Source organism: Beduini sp., from assembly GCF_047239305.1.
Lineage (GTDB): Bacteria > Bacillota_I > Bacilli_A > Erysipelotrichales > Coprobacillaceae > Beduini.
Genome location: NZ_JBKTEM010000001.1, coordinates 245,669 through 265,704, shown reverse-complemented (window position 1 = coordinate 265,704; position 20,036 = coordinate 245,669). Strand labels below are relative to the sequence as shown.

Below are 20,036 nucleotides of genomic sequence, written 5' to 3'. Positions count from 1 at the left end.
ATTCCTTATTTTATCAATAAAAAAACGCCTAATTAAATAGGCGCTTCTAACGTTTTGGTACTAAATCAATAATTCTTCCCGCTAAAACATTAAATGGCATTGTCTGCAGCCAGACTTTACCGGGACCGGTTAATGTCGCTAAAAAGAATCCTTCTCCTGATAGGAACTTATTTTTTAATCCTTTTACAGTCGTTATTTCATATTTTACTGTATCTTCAAAAGCGGCAATATAACCTTGATCAACTTTAATTGTTTCTCCTGGTGCTAATGTCTTTTCAACGACGTCACCGTCAATTTCCAAAAAAGCCATTCCGGGACCGATGATCCTTTGCAGAACAAATCCTTCTCCACCAAAAAGTCCGGTGCTGACTTTCTTATTCAGGTGTGCTTCTAAAGTGACAGTGTTTTCAGCTGCCAAAAATGCAGTCTTTTGCAAAATCAAGCGTTTCCCAGCCGGCAAATCAACTGGCATGATACAGCCTGGAAATGATGATCCAAAAGCAATTGTGGATGCATCCTTTTTACAATGATAGGTTGTCATAAAGATGGATTCACCGCTCATAGCACGTCCTAATCCCTTTAATAATCCCCCACGCGTATTACTTTCCATATCAAATGCATCATCCATCCAGCACATTCCACCGGATTCTGTAAAAATACTATCCCCTTGATTCAGGGTACAGCTGACAACAGGCAATTGTCCTCCTATAATTTCGTATTTCATAATGTCCCTCCTTCATCTATTCTAATATCATTATAACAGAGATTATTTTCAGAAAATAGAAGCGATGGAATTTTTTTAATTTTATCTATCACATTTTCTTTTTTAGTGCTATAATATGTAAGAACGATGGCCTGTTGGTGAAGCGGTTAACACACTGGATTCTCATTCCAGCATGCAGGGGTTCGAGCCCCCTACAGGCTACCATTTATAGTTGTTGTAAGCCAATCAGAAAAGATTGGTTTTTTTAACAAATCATTTCTCCTATTAAAAGAATATAGTATAATGTAAGAAATAGATTTATATATAAGGAGAAGGTCATCTATTTGAAGGAAATGGTGACTGACTCAAACGGGTGTAAACATGATTGCCTTATGTTTATATACATTATATTAGGGAGGAAAAGAAATGAAGTTCAAAAAATGATGATGGCAGTACTGCTGACCATTACATTATCTGGATGTGGATCATCGGAAAAGGCAGCCCCAAAAGAAAAAGAGTTTATTGATGAATCACAAATCATTGATTTATACACAACTCCAAAAAAGTTTAAGCACAAGTATGTTACACTGACCGGAGAAATATTTTCTACTCCGGAAGCAGACGATGATATCATTGCTTTCCAAATGTGGCAGGATCCTGTTAAAATTCAAAACAATACGGTTGTTGCCGTTCGTAAAACCGGAAATGAAGATTTAGCTTCCGGAGATTATGTCCGTATTACAGGATATGTTAATGGGAAATACAGAGGAGAAAATATGTTAGGCGGTGTTGTTATTGCACCTTCCATCGTTGCTGAAGAGATCGAAAAGATTGATTATATCACTGCAGTTTCACCAACACTTAAAGAAGTGGCAGTCAATCAAACGTACAGCAGCAATGTTGACGGTGTGACAATCTCTATAGAGAAAGTCCAATTTGCCAAAGCTGAAACACGTCTTTATATGACGGTCAGTAATCAGTCTGATGAATCTTATAACTTCTATAGCTTTAATCAAAAAATTGTTCAAAACGGAACCCAGTATGAAGAATCGTCAAATTACAATGCGGATTATCCGGAAATTAACAGCGAGATTTTACCAAGTGTTACTTCTTCTGGAATTATCACATTTAAAGCAATTGATCAAAGTTCATTCAAATTAGTAGGTGAAGGTTCTTCAAATAATTATTCTATTGATCGTGATCATTTCACTTTTGAAGTGACTGTCGATTAAATGACAACAAAAAAACACTGATGAATGTCATCAGTGTTCTGCTTTTAAATGGCTGGGGTGGAATGAATATCAAACAAATTTTAGAATATTAATTAAATATATTGTGATAAACGTTCTACTTTTACCTTTAAAACAAATTATAGTTAAGAATATCAACTCAATATGTTTTCAATATGTTCACAATCATGTCAAAAACATGTCAAAAAAGATATAATAGGAAGCCGACTCTGCATAATGCAGAGTTTTCTTTATTAAATTAACCACTGGTCAGTTAATCCAGTCCTTTTTTATATTTAGCGTTCCATATTAACTAGCTTAGTTGAAAAATAACATACTAAAAGAACTTGACAGTCATGTTTAGAAACTGTTACGCTTGAAAAAGATTAGAATACATAAAGGAGGAATAATGGGTATGTCATAATACCTGCAGTAATGCCGGCTTTAATCCATATGAGGTTAAATGCTGATTATATAGGATAATTAAAGGGGTAAAATGAATATGGATAAACAACAGAAACATAAAGTAGTTACATTAATTGTTACAATAATGTCTTTTGTATCTTTCTTTTTATTGGATGTGCCAAGTATATTTGAAAAGTACTTTCTTCCTGAGGAAAAGGTTGGTACAGAGAAAGTCCCTAGAAAAATAGAAGAAATAGATAAAAATAATAATATTAGAAATATAAAAAGAGCTGAAGGAGAATCACCGGAACAAATTATTACACAAAATAGTACACAAGAAAAAGAAAACTTTCTTAATAACATTATAAAGCAAGCTCAAGTGGTTTTTAATAGCGAAGGGTATGAAAATGCTATTTTAGTTCTGAAAGATGCTATTAAAAATTATCCAGGGGAAAACATATTGTTGCAAGAGTTGAAAAAGTATGAATATTATAGACCTATTCCTATTTCTGAATTTCCTCAATTGAAGAATACGGCAAATGGAGTAGAAGATAAAACACTCATAAATAAATACAAAGAAGATAAATTCAACAATACATATTTATATAGTTTCTCATTAAGCAGGGGGACAGTTACTTATTTTTTAGACGGAAAATTTTCTCTTATAAAAGGAACAATTGCCTGCCCAAAAGAGATAAAATTTGATAATTATAGAAAGTCATCAACCATAACGATAATTGTTGATGGACAAAGAAAATTTATTTCTAATCCAGTGGAAGTTGATACCTACTTACAAGTTTTTGAAATCGATCTAACCGGAGCTAATACTATTGAAATAACATGGGAATGCGAAGGGGGTAATATTTGGGAGAATTTGGGGTATTATGCAACATTGTTTGATACATATTTTTATAAATAATTTAGTGAACGATAATATTTTACGAAGGTAAACTATAAGTTTCAGTTTGATAACTTTATGTCTCCACATATAAAAAAAAAGCTAGTCTATACGATTAGCTATTTTTTCATACCTAGAAAGGAGTTCTGACCAGTACTAAACTTGCTTTTAATCTATTAAACAATCTTTTGGAGATTTATCGTCTCTTATTCCTTTAAAAACTGGCTGTCTTAATCCATCTTTATTACTAGGCATGTATTCTACAATACATACTAGTTCTGGTTTTAACCATACGGCATATTCATTTCCAGTGGGCACGGGTGTGTTAAATGGTGGATGATCTATAATTGTATATTTATGTTGATTAAGCGCTCTTAAACTACTACCAAGTGTTACATGTCCTTTATATATTAATTCTTTCTTATTGTTGTACTGTCCGATTATTATACTGGTCATATTATTAGGTTTTTGTATATAACCACAGATAACATAATCCTTATCTTCTAACACTTTAAACTTTATCCAATCTTTACTCAACTTACCAAAAAAGTATTTACTTCCCTTGCGCTTAGCTACAACACCCTCTAAACCTTGACTTTTACATAATTCAAATAATGCTACTCCATTATCAAAAACTTTTGATATTGCAATTCGTTCATTCTCATAGATTGTTTTGTTGATTAATTCTTTTCTTTCTTCTAATCCTTTGTCTATTAGAAGCTTGTTATCCAACAAAATAATATCGTATGCAACAAAGGATGCTGGCAACCTGTCAGCTTGTAATTTAATTTTAAATGGGTTTGTCATTATGGTTCTTTTTTGGACTTCAAAAAAATCGGGCTTATTGCCTTTGATAACAACGATTTCGCCATCTAATATACATCGACTATTGACTTGACAATAAATTTCATTTAGTTCTGGGAATAAGGCAGTTATATCTTTATTCCTTTTATTTCGCAAGTCTACACTGTCTTTTGTGATATAAGCAAGACAGCGAATTCCATCGAATTTTAATTCATATAAGTAATCTGGACTATCAAAAGGAGCTTCCAAGTTTGCAATCAACATGGCTCTAGCTTCTCTGTTTTTAAAAATGTCCATACTATGATGGTATTGAATGGTTATTAGCCATTTCTAAGGTTTGTTGTAATGCGGTCATTAAATCTATAGCGGTTGTTTGTTGCTCGTTTCCGGCAGTCACAATTTCCTGTCCATTTATCTTTGTCTGAATAGCTTCTCTTAATTTTGCTTGATATTCATCAACAAACTCATCATGATTGAAAGTTTCAGTCATGTTTGATATTAGACTTTTAGCCATTTCTAGTTCTTTCTTATCTAACTGCACTTTAGATATATTTGGCACAGGTTGTATTTCTTCTTGAAAAAAGATCATTTTAGCGATTATTGAATTTTTAGTAGGATATAATACCACTAATTCTTCCTTACTTCCCAATACTGTTTTTGCAATAGCTGCTTTCTTAGTGGATAACAAAGCTTGTCTTAATAATTCATAGGCTTTTTCTCCACCAGCTTCGGGGGCAAGATAGTAGTCTTTGTCAAAAAGGATTGGATCAATCTCGCTAAGTTTCGTAAAATAAATTATATGGATAGTCTTGTCTTTTTTTGTCTTGATTCGCTCAAGTTCATCATTTGAAATCGTAACATATTTGCCTTTTTCGTATTCATAACCCTTAATAATGTCCGATGACTTTATTTCTTTATTGCAACTAGGACATATTTTTTGATATTTAATTCTTTGATGTTGCCCGTCTTCTCCTTTACATAACTGGTTAAAACTTATCCCAGTATCTCGAGTTGTTTTATATAAACTCACAGGTATATATAACATTCCAACACTTATTGCACTTTTATGTGCTATTGGCATATTCATCACACTCCTATATTGTTAGTTATGTGTACATTATTAGGAATTATACAGCAAGCTATATAACTTCTTATAGTAACTTGTTAAATCTATTAAGTTATACATAGTGCTATAATACTCTTTGAGGTGAATAGGTATGGAAGAAAAGGCAAAGTGTCCTAAATGTGGAAAAACAATCACAAAACATGGTACATATTTAGAGAATAAATAAAGGTGGAACAGTCCATCAACTCTTTTATTGCGGTAACTGTAAGTTCTCTTTTAAAACAGTTAACGGAAAGATAATAGAAAATTACACATTAAAAGAAAAATAAGATCGTTCAATTCATGTGAATGATCTTATTTTTATATTCCACTATTGTTCGATAAACATTACTTAAATCATCTTGTACTATTAGTCTTAAATCTAAAGCCAATTTTAATTGACCCAATATAATCCCCTCGCAGTATTCCATTACCTCTACATTTGTTTGATCTTCCTTGATTGCTTTAACATAATCCCCATAAGAGGATATAAGATTTAAAAATACAATCTCTTTTAATTTTTCTGATTCCATATCCACATTCTCCCTACACATTACTAATAGTATAATAACATGAATATGTGCAAATGGCATTATTTCTTTAAGAAACCGTTTATTATTTTAACCTGACCATCTAAATAATGAATTACTATTTGGCAGCATCCACAAATCGGGCATTTATAAGAATATGCCTTAAATCTTCCGCTTTCTTCATAGAATACATCGTATGTAGATACAATCTCTCCACATTTACACTTAAAACTCATATTTTTACCTCCTACTATATTTAAGAACAATGTTAATCTTAAACGTATTATTTGTAAAGATATGAGTGTGTATAAACAAAAAATTGTTGAGCACTATAATGCATAATATGGTAAAATTAAACTATAGCGATAGAGAATTCTACGTGAACCTATCAGCGGTCTCCCAATTTATATGGGGGATTTTTTATTAACTCTTTATAGAACTTATTAAGAATAATATTATAAATAAAAGAGGCCTAGGGGGCAACGTACAAACAGCACGTTTAGCATTTAGCTACCACTCCTAGGTCTTACTCTATAAATATGTTAACAAATTATCCTACTTTTGTCAACTCACTTGATTTTTCCATAGACAACTTAGTCGCTCTACCGCAATATATTTTTCCAGGAAAGATATTCAATCTAAACTTTGATGTATCCAACGTATTAAGAATAGGCTCTACAAAAGATCTATCTTTTGATCTCATATACATTGTGTTAACTATTAAATCAGCAAGCTGAATGCCATAATGACTAGCAGAATCATAATATTTAATAGAAAAGCTATAATCAAAATAGCAAAATTCAGTATTTAAAAATTTTTCTAAATCATTTAACTGACCCACAGATATATTTCTATTATCAATACTCAATATAAACTCATATGTCTCATCTTCTGGGAGGAGAGGAAGTATGGTATCCTTAAAAAGGATTTTAACACCATAATTAAAAAATATATTGGATTGAGCTATTTGCTTTCGCATATGACTTTTATCAAACAAAATTGCACATCCTATAAAATTATCTATTTTTTGAATATGTGTTATAAGTTCTAGTTTCTCATTCAAAGTCATATTTCTCGTTTTTAGCTCTTCCGACATACTCATTTTTCTATTTTTCTTATGCTTTTTATTTATTTTTTTATACTTATTCATAATGCGTGTATGAGCGAATTCATCCCCATATGCAAAATAGCCACCAATAGCAAAGTAATTAGTATTACTATTTTTATGAATAGATCCGGATTCATCAATATAGACCCAAATTTTCACTACTATGCCCTCCCTAGTTTATTTTTTCATGTAATTAGTATTATATCACTTGTATAAGTGCTTCGCAATTCAATAAAAAATCGGTTTATTTATTCACATAGTTATTCACATTTAAATAAATAAAAAATACCCTAAGTCCAAATTAGACCTAGGGTTTTTACTTTATACATATTCTCTTATTTGATCTAAATTAATCTCTTGCTCCCAATCGCCACACTTTATTACACAAGTGTGGTTTTTCATTTCAGTGATACAAACAGCTTTTAAAAAGCAATCAAAACTAACTGGTGTACCGTCTATACATTTCGCATTACTAACAAGTATTACTTCAGGTAAGTTATCCATATAATGTTACCTCTTAATAACTAGGACTTGTCCCGGATATATTACATCATCAGTCAAACCATTCCAACCTTTAATATCTATATAGCGTGTAGGATCTCCAAGCGCTTCCCCAGCAATATTCCAAAGTGTATCTCCGGATTGTACGACATATTGTTGATCCGGATTTTCTGTATTCTCTGCAATATCACCGTCATTCACAAAGCACATGCCATCGTTAATCAGATAAGGGTTATTGGTTCCCGGGTAAATAGCGGTGATCGTCCCCTCTCCAATATCCGGCACTAGGGCTTCACCATTAGGCGACCAACCCACTTTTGCGGTAGACGAAGCATAACAACTCCCAAAATAAACATATTCTCCTACGTGGTGCTTTAAGGTTGGTTGTGGCGCTGGTACTGGTTCTGCTGGCTGACTCACAACGTTGCTTGTCACTCCTGCATATTTATCCCAAGCATCTAAATCGCCATAGAAAACATTGCAATCTAGCTTACCGTTATAGCCGTCTAAGCACCCTGATGATGTAAATTGCCACATCGCATAAAACGGCCAGTAGTTAACTTTTGGTTCTGCGCCAACATTAGTCATATCATAATTATAAATAGGATCATATCCTTTATACTTTGCTACCCATAAGCCATAACCGGCATTTGCTACAGCGGACCAGTCATAGCGATTCACTACACTTTCAGACATATAGATTAAAGGCTTTACGCCTGTTTGCTGTTCTACGATCTGCAGCCATTCCAAAGCCCAACTTACGTCCGCTGTTTGTTCTTCCCAATCTAATACCGGAATACCCTTACCAAAATAGCCTTTACAGTTATTAATAAAGAACTCTGCTTCTTGGCTAGCTGTGTTTTGTGCATTTTGTGCGTAGTGGTAGAAGCCTACTTTTCTACCTAAATTTAAGGCTTGCTGAACGTGTTTGTCGCAATAAGGATTAATATATCCTGTTCCCTCTGTTGCCTTAACGACAGCAAAATCGAAAGCTATTTGACTTAAATCCAAGTCGCTTTGCCAACTTGCAATATCAATTCCATATAAACTCATATTATTTTTCCTCACTTTCTTCTGTTTGAATGGTATCTTCTACTTTCCCTTTAATTAATTTAATAATAGGCGCTAAAAATGGAATGGTAACCCCTATATCTTCGCAATTTTCAGTAATGCTAATTAGTTCGTTTAGCACCAGCCATACTGCTACAAAACAACTTATAACCGGAGGTATATTAATGCCTAGATTCATATTGGTACTAATATAAACTACCAGTACATCTCCGGCATACCCAACAAAAATAAGAACGTACATACTTACCTTTTTAACTATACCTAAAAAGCTCTTTTGGCTTGTTATTTTATTGCCTTTGCTGTAACTTGCTCCTAACCCAGTAAACCAATCGATCAAGTTACATCCTATCAACAGTAGAATTGGGATAGCCAATAAGCCAAAGAAACTAAAAAAGGCACTACATGCGGCGCCTAAAAACATCTTTACTTTATCCATTCTTTTCATTTCCCTCATTCCTTTTCTAAAATAAAAGGATCCATTAATTATTCCGGATCCTGATTTGCATCAAATTCTTTTTGCATTGCTTCTTGATATTCTTGTTGCTCTTTTTGTATTGCTTGCTCTTTAGCCACTGTAATATCATGTAATAAATCGTTTGCGATCAATTCCAATACATAAACAGGTACGTCTTGTAAAGCGTGATTAAATGCTGAAAGAATATTTTGTTTATGCTCTTGAATAATTAAATTACTGCCTTTTGTTGTCATCATATCCTCCTCTATTGGGCTAATTCTTCTAATTCTAAATCAGCTAAAATTCCTTTTACTTTATCCTGTAGTCTTACAGGAACTTCATTGAAAGTTTTTTTGCCCTTAATGATTAATTGTACGTAAATTATTGCCATGTCATTTTCCTCCTGTCATTTCATAGATTTCTACTAATGCCATTTGCAACTCTGTGATCTGTGTTAAGGCATCTGCAAGGTGATCATTTTGTTCTAAAGTTATCCTATAGATTGGATCTTCCCCCATACTATATTGCAGCTGCTTATATACACAGAAGTTTTTATAAATACGTTCTGCCTCGTCTAATCGTACCAATATCTCTAATAAATTATTAGTATTAGAAAAAAGATCATTGACCTCTTCCAAACCTAACTCAGTTGTAAATTCTAAAAAAAGAAGGTTATCCACTTGATAATCTTCTTGACCGATTAAATCTAATTCTGTTTTATTAATAATTAATTTATGCATCACGCTGTCCTCCTCCAAATATATAAAGCAATGTAATTCGGTGTGAAACTATGGTAATGTTGAGCGCCACCACCCGTATTCCGAGTTGAAATACTACTTGTATCCCATATCGCAACTGCTCTATCAGCGTATCCCCTACTGGCATTTGAAAAACCAAAGCTCCCATCTACTTTATTCATGGTCGCCATGCTCAGTACATGGTCATGATTAGGTATCTGTGCTACAGTTAAAGCGGTTCCGCCTGTTGACGAACTTCCGCCAGTTGCCCCACCTGAGTAGCTGCTACCTGCCCCAACGATATAACGATTCTGTCCAATCAATGACCACGTTCCGCCTAGAAATGTTCCAGGATTTATATTGGTATAAGTAAGGTAAATAGAATTAACTGGGAAAGCCTTATTTAAGGTTAAAATTTTATCCCCATTAATACTGGTTGTACTTCCTACCTCTAAATAATCCGATCCCGAATATAACCTCATTCTCCGACTAGATGTATTATCATAAAAATCTAATCCATAATGCCGATTGCCTGAGCTGTCTTTCCCAACAATAACACTATGCTGACTACCACTGCTATCAATGATTTGAGTAATGACTCCACTTTTAGGAGCGTTCCAACTCCCTTTATTAAATGATCCTGTTGAAAAAATCTCCTGTTGAGCTTGTGTCTTCTTTCCTAAAGTAATTTGATTTTTTACTGCAACCGTACCAATTCCTACGCCGGTTTTATCCTTCGTGATGTTAAAAGGAAGTTCCGCTGCTGTAATAGTTCCAGTTAATTTAGTGGTTTCTCCCAGTTTATCCGTTATGAAGATCTCTAACGCATAACTATTATTAATCGCATATGCTGATCCATAGTTGACCCCGGTCCCTGATACGAAGCTACTGCTAACAGAAGTACCGCCAATCTTTAGTAATGTGCCATTAACTGCATTCCCAGCCACTTTGGCTACGCTAAAGGTTGGTTTAACATAAATATAGGTTCCTCCTAATAAGTTCTTTGTGCCATCTGCGTTGGCTCTGTAATAGTCCCAGCTAACACTTGGCTTACTATAAGGTGTTACTACCACGTTTATTGTACTACTGACTGTTTTCCCACGGCTATCCGTCGCAGTTAAAGTAGCTTGGTAAGTTCCCGATGTTGCTATGGTTCCTATTACATACTGCGATGTATCTTTACCAATCGGGACATCATAGTTTCTGCCATTAAAAGTAAGTTTCAAACTAGAAGCTACAGCGTTTTTTTTCAAGCTAATCTGAGGAATGATAAATACGATTGTGGATAGCGTTTGTACAATGATCTGATTATTTCCGGTAACGTTTGTTACGCGCTGCTCCCCATCAAACACACCAAAACTAGAACTAAAGACGGGAGCAATATTAATTAATGTTCCTGTTGCATTCTTTGTATATAGTCCAATGTTATACCCACCATACGTGCTTGTTAGAGTGGCTGTAAAAGTCCCACTACTTACATTTTTCATAGCCGTGTAGAGCTGACTCATTTTACTGCTGTCACTTACTGTAATGCTACTGTTATAACCCCCACTGTACAGCACTAAGCTGCCATATTTGATTGTTAAACTGTAACCGTAATATGCCCAATAGTCTTTCTTAGCAAGCGTAAATTTTACGTTGCTATCAATATTACTGACCGAAAAGCTTGTAATATCGGAGGTTGTAGGTTTTACGAAAGTTCGTGTAACCTCCGATGACTCCCCTATCTTGGTTGATCCGGAATAGGTTTCAATGACAAACCCTAAGCTCGCACTTGTCTTTCCATTTTTATTCAGATAATCGACTAGATATTTTTGTTTCTCCACACTTAATGTCTTTGTCGCCCCGCTAGTATAATTGCTGTATGTTTCAAGGGCTACAACGTTCGGGATCGAAACTCTTAGCTTATAATTAAAGCTGCTTGAATATGAAGTAAAGCTCGCATAAAAAGAACTATAAATATTAGAATAACTAACATTTGTAATCGGTGCCGCTCTTGGAATCGTAGGACAAGTATAGGACCCGCTGCTACTTAACGCGCCAACATAAGGACTGTTATCTGCATTAAAATAACAGCTATAATTAACCGTTTTCGTTCCATCACCATTATGGTAAACCCTAAAATCTCGAGTCGCTAATAAGATTCTGCTTGCTGTTCCATAGGACCCAACACTAAAATCTTGACGCTGACCATCAACGATAATGTATCCATAAGTCGTGTAGTTATTCCATGCACTCCCGCTGTCACGGTCAAAGTAAAGATCCACACGTACATTCGTGTAGTTCTCTGTGGTGCTTTGACCTATACTATAGACCGCTTGACTTAGCCAATAACTCATTTTATTATCTCCTTTCCTTACTGAATAATAAAGCCGACATCATTATCGTATCGCAATAGATAGTCACCTACCTGTAGACTTTGCACAACCACAACCTGCTCGATATAAAGACGTTTATTGCTGATGTAGGCCACACGTGTTCCCCCTTCATAAAAAGCAAGCTCTGTATCACTTAGAACCATCTCAAAACTCCCCTGTGATTTACTGATATGCAAGCCGTCTTCTTGAAATTTAAAATAGGTATGAAATTCTTCCTTCGTGACTAATCCCGTTATACTGTCCGTTAGCTCTGTTACTTTAGTAATGGTAGTATTTACAGATGAATCCGTTTGTTCCTGTTTGGTGCTGAGTTCTTCCAGTTGACTTCCTAGATCGCTGCTCACTTTCTCTACGCTTTTCACTGTAGCAGCAATACTATTGCTAAGGACCGTGAAATTAGCATTGTTACTTTTTTCTGTCGTCACAAATACATTTTCTGCATTATCTCGGATAGATGTTTCATTGTCGATAGGTGCCCACGCCTGCAAGAACTGATAATACTTCTTTAACTGTCCAGTGGTTGTATCTAGCCATAAAACTGTTATGTCATTCGGCTCACCCGGTTGTTTTAAAACCGTGTTAAAATCAATCATCTTAGTCCATACAAAAGCAGACAAGTCCGTATAAATCTTTTGTCCCTCTTCATTTGTCGTGTACGGCGGTTCTTTCTCAGTCTGCATATTAGCAACACCGATATAAGACTTCCCGGCACTGGTCTTGCTGATACCATCACCATTGGAATTATCAGCGAAGTAAACCCATGTGTAATACGTTATATCTCCAATGGTCGTCTCTTCCTGATCCTTGCAACCGCTAAACGTTATTGTCTTACTTAAGGACGAATAATGGTATTGAATGTCACATACATACGTCACATTTTTTACGTCTGCATTTAGTTTATTACTAGATACGGTTAGAATGCCATCGGTCACCACTTCGTCAGGATCAAGCTCTCCGGTGGTCTTTTTCCAGGTAATCGTACAATCGGATAAAGGGACATTTAAGAAATTATCCAATATCACCGGAGTTAAAATAAGGTTCCCACTGGTAGTCCAATCAGGACTATAGCTGGATCCATTGTATTCCTGATATGTGGGCTGATTAGCGCTTATATAAACTTGTAAATTAGAAACGTCCGTTTCGTCCGTGACGGCTAAATAATTACTGACAAACACTCCATAAGTTGTTGTCACCACACAATAGAAGTTCGCGTATAGATCCACATCATTATAGCCTATATTTAACTCCTTAGAGCCTGTGCTGTGGTTTTGATCCCATTCTGTGTCTTGGTCTTTATTTCCACTCACGCGATGCCAAATAAAACTTAGTTCGGTTAGATCAGTCGTAATGTCTTTACCATCTAACACAACTTTAGCTTTGAGTGTAACAAACGTATTCTTCACATTCAAAGTGGCATTATTAGAAGCACTTATGCTTGCACTAACGGTATTTGTTTCAATGGCTTCTATCTTCTTTTCTAATTCTTTTATAGCATTGAATATTACTACCCCATTGTGATCAATGTAAAAATCAGGATTATCAATTTCTCCTTGCTGGTTACGTAACCCCATTTTTAATGTACCTGTATTTAGATCAATATCGAAAAAGTCGCCTTGAATTATTCCTACTCGTATAGCAAATGCATTAATATTACCATTCATATCAATAGCTATTTTTTCAAATGTTTTCCCACCGTTTGATGAATATCCAAAACCTCCCATTGTCATTTTCCATAAATGAGTAGTTTCGTTTAATGCCAGTGTATCCATAATGGTCCAACCAGTCGGTTTACCATTACTATCTAAATCAACAACGAAATTACCGCCATTATGACCTAATATCGTTTCGGTACTTTCTTTAAAACCTTCTTGTAAAGTGTTATAAAGCTTTTTAAGTTTTATTTCAATTGGACTTTTTGATATAGCAGAAATAATTTGATTATTAGCGATTGAAGTAATGGTAGACTTCATACCTCCACCTATTGTAGTATCTCTTTTTGATACTATTGCTTTTATATAAACCCCTTTATCCGTTTCTACTAAAACAATTGAACCTACATCAATCGTGGGATTACCTCTGAATTCTATAGTACATGGCGTATAAGTAAGTATTTTTATTTTGTTTAATATACTGTCTAACAGGCTTTGATTCATCAAGGGATTTTCTATACTTATCCCCATTCCTTCACCGCTCGAAATTTGAGTATCTCCTACTGTACAAGTGATTGAGTTTATGATTACTTTATCCGCAATTTGTTTATACCCATTTAAAAACTGTATTTTTCTAAATATCTTTATATCTGTTTCGGTATACCATTTAAATGTAAGTCTGCCTAACGGATTTATATATGCATTCATACCCATTAATCCTGCTAAATACCCTATCATCACTTTACATTGTGTATTTCCCGGATACCCTTCCACCTGTATATTTGGAAATGTAAAATCTAAAGTGACATTACACTGATTACATATATCTTTAACGACATTTTCTATAGTATTTGGAAATTGAATTGTTGGAGCATAATCATTCAACATAAATGCAGAAATATCATAACCACTAACATTTAATTTCTTTTTGCTATCTGTAATTTCTGATACATAAAATATACCTAATGGAGTTTCAATATTATCTAAAACAGAAAATAATTCGACCTTCGATTTCTCTGCAAATTTAACATTGGGATCGCTGAAAAGTTCTGCATTAAAACTGTTCGTACAGAAATTACCAAATGTTATATTTTCAGACTGATTAAACACCTCGTTTATCTGAGCTTTGACCAATAATTTTGGATTAACATTTTTTCCATCTAAAACAAGTTTTATGCTAATTTCACGGGTGTCTTTTTCATAATCTTTACTATATGCCATCTAATCACCTATTTCTCTATAAAGTTCATACTTAATCCCTGCCAAATCCATGAATTAGTTATCTTATCATAAATATATAAAGGCATAGTCCGATCACCGACATATGCAGTCATCGTTCTACGCCCTCCTATATATGCATCAGGATACTCTATTTCAAAAAATAAAGGTTCTACAGCTTTTAATAAATTGCTGATTTCATCATCTCTCATAGGCGGAAAAGTACATACAAGTTTAGTTTTAACTCCTATGCAGTCTCTAACCATTTCTCCATCTTGATTTCTTCCGGATCCGTCTTCTGAATCAATCGCATAGCGTTGATATTCTAATGTAGAAGGGGCTTTAATAGCTACCCCATTAATTTTAAGAATATCCATTAAATATCCCTCCTAAATAAGTAAAGGGCTTTCCCCTGTTTGAATAACTTCTTTGTTGTGTTCATCAAATACTGTTTTTGCTACAACCTTACCATCAATTTGACTTATAACAGTAATGGTTTTATTTCCACTATGCCCGCTGAACATTTGCATGGCTCTAGCAACGCCACTAAATACTCCACCTTCAATACCCTCAATGATTTGTGAGTTATTCGCAACAGATGTTTTGCCGTTAATTTTTCCGACAAGTTCCGGTCCTGCTTCACGAGCAACGAATATTTCTCCCATGTCAGGCATACCACCGGATGCATATTTGAACAATCCCAAATGTCCTGTGACTTTACCACCAACAGCTTCAAGTTCAGAGCTAATACCAAAGCGTATCCCACCGAAAGATGTTTCTATGGCGCTTTTTGCGTTTGATATAGATGTTTCATCAGCCTCTGTTTTTACAGTTACACCCGGTTCCAGTTCTTCTGCTTTCTTCTTAATATTGTCTAAAATAGTGGTTATATTTTTATCTACCTTACCGCCATTTTCTTCAACAGCTTTAGCTAAATCACTAATTAGACCAGCACCTGAGGCATCCCCTTTTTCTTTAAATACTTGAACATATTTTGAAAGATTTCCTTCAGATGCATTAAGTAGTTTGACTCCATAAGTTTCATTTTCAACTAGCGAATTATAATTACTATCAATTTGATCTAATTGTTTTTGTTCCCAAGCAGCCTTTGCATTCTTAATGTTTTCTTCTAATTGTTTCCTTTCAGTAGTATTTAGATAGATACCTTTTTCTTCTAATGCCTTAATCATTTCATCATATGAGTAATCATAGGCATCTGATTTTTGAGCTAAATCATCTAAAATCTGTTCTCTGGCTACTCTACTCGCTTCTCTTTCAATATTGCTCATTTCTTGATAACGTGTTCCTGATTCATCAAGTTTATCATCTAAGTCTTGCAACCCCATAGCTAAAGACTCCATTGTCATACGATGATCAGCATCTAAAATACCATATTCTTCTTTAATCTTTACAACTGTAGATTCTACTGTACCGTCTAATGCCTTTAATTCTGCTTCATAATTATTGATGCCCTCTTGATTTGCAACCCATGCATTATTCGCTGATTCTAATGTTCCTTTTGTGGCTTCCAATCTTGCGCTTGTATCAGTTAAACGCTGTTTAAGATTTTCTGTAGGTATTTCTCCTTTAGCAATAATATCGTTGTATTCTTGTTGCGCTTGATTAGCTTCAAGTTGTGCTTGTTTATAAGCATTTTGAGCAGATGTTAATTCAGCTTGTACCTTTGAACGTTGACGCATACTATTGATATAGTCTTCTTCATATGCTTCTACTAAAGCTTTTTGCTTTAAAAGCTCAATATTTTCCTTTACTGCCTCATTACTTTCTGTCCAAGCTAAATGCCCATCTTCTGTAAGACTAACACTTTCAGGAAGAATTCCATTTAATTGATCCACATAATATTGTGCTTGTTTAATATTACTTACAACACCATCTTCACCAGTCAATTTTTCAAGTTGACTTACATAAACTAAAGCTGTATCCCACTGCCCTTTTGCAGCTTCGGCATTCTTTTTAGTTTGTTCAGTACTTTCTAATAAAGATTTGGTTGTTTCATCAAGCGCATCTTTTTTACTCTTTTCTGCTTCAACAAATCGTTCTGTACTATCCTTAGCATCTTTTGTCTTACTACTAAATAATGTTAATGCAGTTACAATACCAGCTAAGGCGATACCGACAATGACTAATGGATTAGCAGCTAAGAAAGCTAGTGCTTTACTTAACAATCCCGCAGCTGTAGCCATCAATCCAGTAGATGCAGCAGCAGTTTCTAATTTCATAGCAAGTGTAGACAATGCCCCACCAATAACGGTAAAGATTTGTGTATTCAATAGTGCGTTATTCATCCTTGTATAAACACTAGTAAATGATGATACAGCTTTATTCCCATCAGTTATTTGATTAAGTACTAGATTAAATGCACTCGAAAATCCATTTAATTTAATTTCTGAAATAACTATATAAAGTTCTTGGAACGCTTTTGTAAGGATTCCTAATTTTCCTGTAGCATTTAGTATTGTATCTATTTTCCATGCTACAAAGAACGCACCTAAAGCGACAGTTACGCCACTGAGAACCGGTCCGAATGTATTACAGATAGCATTTAGCCCATCTACTGCTTTTGTTATTAATATAATAGTTCCTTCAAATCCTAATTTAGCTATCTTGCTGCCGATGTTATATAATCCTTCAAGAGATCTTAATCCAGCTGAAAATTTACTAAGGATAGTGCTTAATAATCTTATTGAAGCAGCTAACATATCTACTACTAAAGGAACCCCTCTTTCAATGCTCCATTTTGCGAATGGTAATAAAATGTTTTTATACGCTTTTGACAGATTAGACATTACAACTGAAGATAGATCCTTAAATGCATCAGATAAGTTGGAAACGCTTTTTAACGCAGGAACAAAATTCAATTTCTTTGTCCATCGTTCCGTTTCTCTTGACATATCTTCTAAATAACTTAATCCAATGTTTAATATATCCCAAAGATTTTGAACAATTTGGCTTCCTACCCCAGCAGTTTCCCACGCTATTTTAAATTGACTAGCGAGATTTCCTACTGAATAATTTAAATCTGCGATAATATTTAATAAATGGCTTATTGTTTCATAACCAGTGCCATTTTGCCATACATCGTTAAAACTTTTACCAATCGAACCAACCAATGCTTTTATTTCATTAAACTGGTATTTAAGACTATCTACGACTCTTACACCATAAACATTCCAACTATCACTAACAGGTTTAAACAATTCCTTCAATCTAGCTTCTAGCTTATCTAACATTTCATTTGTGCTATTTTCTAACCCTTTTAAGAAGTCATATTGAGGTAATTCAATATCTCCAATACTTCCTCCGCCACCTGAACCGTTTGATCCTGAGCTATCTTTTGAATTATCAGGTGAATTTAGAATATTAAGTTCATCAAATCCCATTAATTGCTTTTTAAGTTCTTTAACTTTATCAGTGGCCCCGGAAGCACTGTCACCGACATTATCTAATGCATCCTCTGCATCAGCGCCACCACCGGCAAGACCACTATAATCAATTTCAGGAAGTTTAAAACCAAATAGCCCTGCTACAAAATTAGCTAATTTTGTTAATAATTGAATAAATACCTGTACATATGGAATGAGTTTAGAGATAAATACACTTGCAATATTGCCTACTGCACGTTTTAACATTGTAAATTGCTGGGTTAAAACACGAACTGCGTTAGCGGGAGTAACTAATGTTCTAGCCATATCGTTAAACACATCAACATTAGCTGCATTCTCCATAATGGTTATGTAGCGCATAATGGCTTGTGTATTTTGATCCCATGATGCTACAGCACCATCAAGTCCATATTTAAGACCTGTTTCTTTTACCATTGCAACAGATACATTGTTACCAAATTCTTTTAGCCCTTTGATTTGTCCACTCATTGCTGAGTTTAATTTATCAAATGCTGACTCAACACTAACATTCATTAAAGAACTATAATCATACGCTAATTGTGTTAAGTTCTGTGACATAATTTGTGCTTTATCACTTGCTACTCCAAAACCTGAGATTAGCATATTAAATGAACCTTGATATTTCATCCATTCACCCATATCTATTCCCATAGCATTTTGAACCTGTTGAGCAAATTGCATAGCACTGTCTGTTGCTGAACCCATTGCAACATTAAATAAGTTTAAATTTTCAATATATTGTGAACTTTCCTCAAATAAGTTCCCGATTCCTCCCGCAACCAAAGTGATCGCTAGAAATGTCCCTCTTAATCCGCTTATACTTCTTTTCAGTCCATTAAAAACCGATCCTAAAGATAGATTAAATTTTGAATTGATTGTACTTGCTTTTTTTGCGTTAGAATTGTAATTTGCAAATCCGGCGCTAGATTTATTCAAAAGCCTTGGTAGAACGGAAAACAATCCATTCATTTTTATTGTTACATCAGCTAATGGTTGTAACGCTACAGCAATATTTTTTATTTGAACAGATAGTTTACTAAAATCTACTCCATCTAAGCTTGCAGATAGGTCCTTTAACTTCATAAGTTGAGTAATATTTTGTCCGAGGTTAGTTTTACCAATCTGTTGTAAAGGCTCCATAGCACTTGCTAATTGTTGCGTTTGACTAGCTAGATTTGAAAAATTAATCTCCGAACTATTTAATGATGACAATGTTAATTTCAATTTTGCTAGAGCATTCACATTCTGACTAAGGTTAGTTTTACTAATCTGTTGCAAAGGTGCCATAGCTTTTGAAATTCCACTCATTTTTGAATAAAGTGAAGCTGTATCAACATTAGCTAATGATGAAATCATTTCAGGTACTCTATTAAGTTGAGAAATGTTTTGACCTATGTTTATTTTACCCACATTTTGTAATGGAAGCATTGCATTTGTTAATTGGGCTGTTTTATTACTAAAGTCTGTAAAGTTAACGTTGTTTAGAGACTCTGTTGCTTTTCCTATTCTTGAAAACGTATTAATTGTTTTCGCTACTGCGCCATCGATACTTGTTATCCCATTCAGAGAATTTGCTAACGAACCAAACGCCTTTGCAATACTATTAAAGTGTTCTGCCTTAACGTTTTTTGAAATATTATTCAAATTAGATAGTTGATTTCTTATTTTATCTAACCCTACGATCCCTTTACCAGTCACTCTACTTAGATGAGTTAGGGAATCACTCAATTCATCAATACTTTTATTTGCTTTATTACTATCAGCTGATATTTCTATACTTAGCTTATCTATATTTAATTCATTTGACATAATTTCACCCCC

The 20,036-nt window shown here is 34.4% G+C and carries 18 protein-coding genes and 1 tRNA gene; 3 read left to right on the top strand and 16 right to left on the bottom strand.

Annotated elements, in window-relative coordinates; translation table 11 throughout:
* Positions 1 to 46: 46 nt before the first annotated feature.
* Positions 47 to 724, bottom strand: a complete 678-nt coding sequence (locus ACLRVU_RS01370) for a TIGR00266 family protein (RefSeq protein WP_147553092.1) — start codon at positions 722 to 724, stop codon at positions 47 to 49.
* A gap of 128 nt (positions 725 to 852) precedes the next feature.
* Here ACLRVU_RS01370 and ACLRVU_RS01365 point away from each other — a divergent pair.
* From ACLRVU_RS01365 to ACLRVU_RS01355, 3 genes are all read left to right on the top strand, one after another.
* A tRNA-Glu gene (locus ACLRVU_RS01365) sits at positions 853 to 928 on the top strand.
* A gap of 215 nt (positions 929 to 1,143) precedes the next feature.
* Entirely contained in the window at positions 1,144 to 1,935 is a 792-nt protein-coding gene (locus tag ACLRVU_RS01360; protein WP_412890371.1) for a hypothetical protein, read from the top strand.
* Positions 1,936 to 2,434: 499 nt separating this feature from the next.
* Positions 2,435 to 3,256, top strand: a complete 822-nt coding sequence (locus ACLRVU_RS01355; RefSeq protein WP_412890370.1) for a hypothetical protein — start codon at positions 2,435 to 2,437, stop codon at positions 3,254 to 3,256.
* A 147-nt stretch (positions 3,257 to 3,403) separates the two neighbouring features.
* Here ACLRVU_RS01355 and ACLRVU_RS01350 read toward each other — a convergent pair whose 3' ends face one another.
* The 15 genes from ACLRVU_RS01350 to ACLRVU_RS01280 form a co-directional block, all read right to left on the bottom strand.
* Positions 3,404 to 4,303 (bottom strand): DNA ligase, encoded by a 900-nt coding sequence (locus ACLRVU_RS01350; RefSeq protein ID WP_412890369.1) that lies wholly within the window; start codon positions 4,301 to 4,303, stop codon positions 3,404 to 3,406.
* A 34-nt stretch (positions 4,304 to 4,337) separates the two neighbouring features.
* Complete coding sequence (locus tag ACLRVU_RS01345) at positions 4,338 to 5,120, bottom strand: Ku protein (protein WP_412890368.1); 783 nt, start codon at positions 5,118 to 5,120, stop codon at positions 4,338 to 4,340.
* Positions 5,121 to 5,440: 320 nt separating this feature from the next.
* Entirely contained in the window at positions 5,441 to 5,677 is a 237-nt protein-coding gene (locus ACLRVU_RS01340; RefSeq protein WP_412890367.1) for a hypothetical protein, read from the bottom strand.
* Positions 5,678 to 5,736: 59 nt separating this feature from the next.
* Entirely contained in the window at positions 5,737 to 5,910 is a 174-nt protein-coding gene (locus ACLRVU_RS01335) for a hypothetical protein (RefSeq protein WP_412890366.1), read from the bottom strand.
* 314 nt (positions 5,911 to 6,224) lie between these two features.
* On the bottom strand, positions 6,225 to 6,941 hold the full coding sequence (locus ACLRVU_RS01330) for a DUF3800 domain-containing protein (protein WP_412890365.1): 717 nt from the start codon (positions 6,939 to 6,941) through the stop codon (positions 6,225 to 6,227).
* A gap of 162 nt (positions 6,942 to 7,103) precedes the next feature.
* A complete protein-coding gene (locus ACLRVU_RS01325; RefSeq protein ID WP_412890364.1) occupies positions 7,104 to 7,286 on the bottom strand; it encodes a hypothetical protein in 183 nt (60 codons plus the stop codon).
* A gap of 6 nt (positions 7,287 to 7,292) precedes the next feature.
* The gene (locus tag ACLRVU_RS01320; RefSeq protein ID WP_412890363.1) at positions 7,293 to 8,336 is read right to left on the bottom strand and encodes a GH25 family lysozyme; all 1,044 of its coding nucleotides are present in this window, start codon (positions 8,334 to 8,336) and stop codon (positions 7,293 to 7,295) included.
* A 1-nt stretch (position 8,337) separates the two neighbouring features.
* Positions 8,338 to 8,799: a phage holin family protein gene (locus ACLRVU_RS01315; RefSeq protein WP_412890362.1), complete on the bottom strand. Its 462-nt coding sequence runs from the start codon at positions 8,797 to 8,799 to the stop codon at positions 8,338 to 8,340.
* A 38-nt stretch (positions 8,800 to 8,837) separates the two neighbouring features.
* A complete protein-coding gene (locus ACLRVU_RS01310; protein ID WP_412890361.1) occupies positions 8,838 to 9,062 on the bottom strand; it encodes a hypothetical protein in 225 nt (74 codons plus the stop codon).
* Between the two features lie 11 nt (positions 9,063 to 9,073).
* Entirely contained in the window at positions 9,074 to 9,199 is a 126-nt protein-coding gene (locus ACLRVU_RS01305; protein ID WP_412890360.1) for a CD1375 family protein, read from the bottom strand.
* A 1-nt stretch (position 9,200) separates the two neighbouring features.
* Positions 9,201 to 9,548 carry a hypothetical protein gene (locus tag ACLRVU_RS01300; RefSeq protein ID WP_412890359.1) on the bottom strand — a complete coding sequence of 116 codons (348 nt, stop codon included), beginning with the start codon at positions 9,546 to 9,548 and terminating at the stop codon, positions 9,201 to 9,203.
* Entirely contained in the window at positions 9,548 to 11,884 is a 2,337-nt protein-coding gene (locus ACLRVU_RS01295) for a phage baseplate protein (protein ID WP_412890358.1), read from the bottom strand. Before ACLRVU_RS01295 ends, ACLRVU_RS01300 begins: the two co-directional genes overlap by 1 nt.
* Before the next feature lie 17 nt (positions 11,885 to 11,901).
* On the bottom strand, positions 11,902 to 14,793 hold the full coding sequence (locus ACLRVU_RS01290; RefSeq protein ID WP_412890357.1) for a hypothetical protein: 2,892 nt from the start codon (positions 14,791 to 14,793) through the stop codon (positions 11,902 to 11,904).
* A gap of 8 nt (positions 14,794 to 14,801) precedes the next feature.
* Positions 14,802 to 15,167, bottom strand: coding sequence for a DUF6711 family protein (locus ACLRVU_RS01285; protein ID WP_412890356.1), 366 nt, complete (start codon positions 15,165 to 15,167; stop codon positions 14,802 to 14,804).
* Positions 15,168 to 15,179: 12 nt separating this feature from the next.
* The gene (locus ACLRVU_RS01280) at positions 15,180 to 20,024 is read right to left on the bottom strand and encodes a hypothetical protein (protein WP_412890355.1); all 4,845 of its coding nucleotides are present in this window, start codon (positions 20,022 to 20,024) and stop codon (positions 15,180 to 15,182) included.
* Between the last annotated feature and the right edge of the window lie 12 nt (positions 20,025 to 20,036).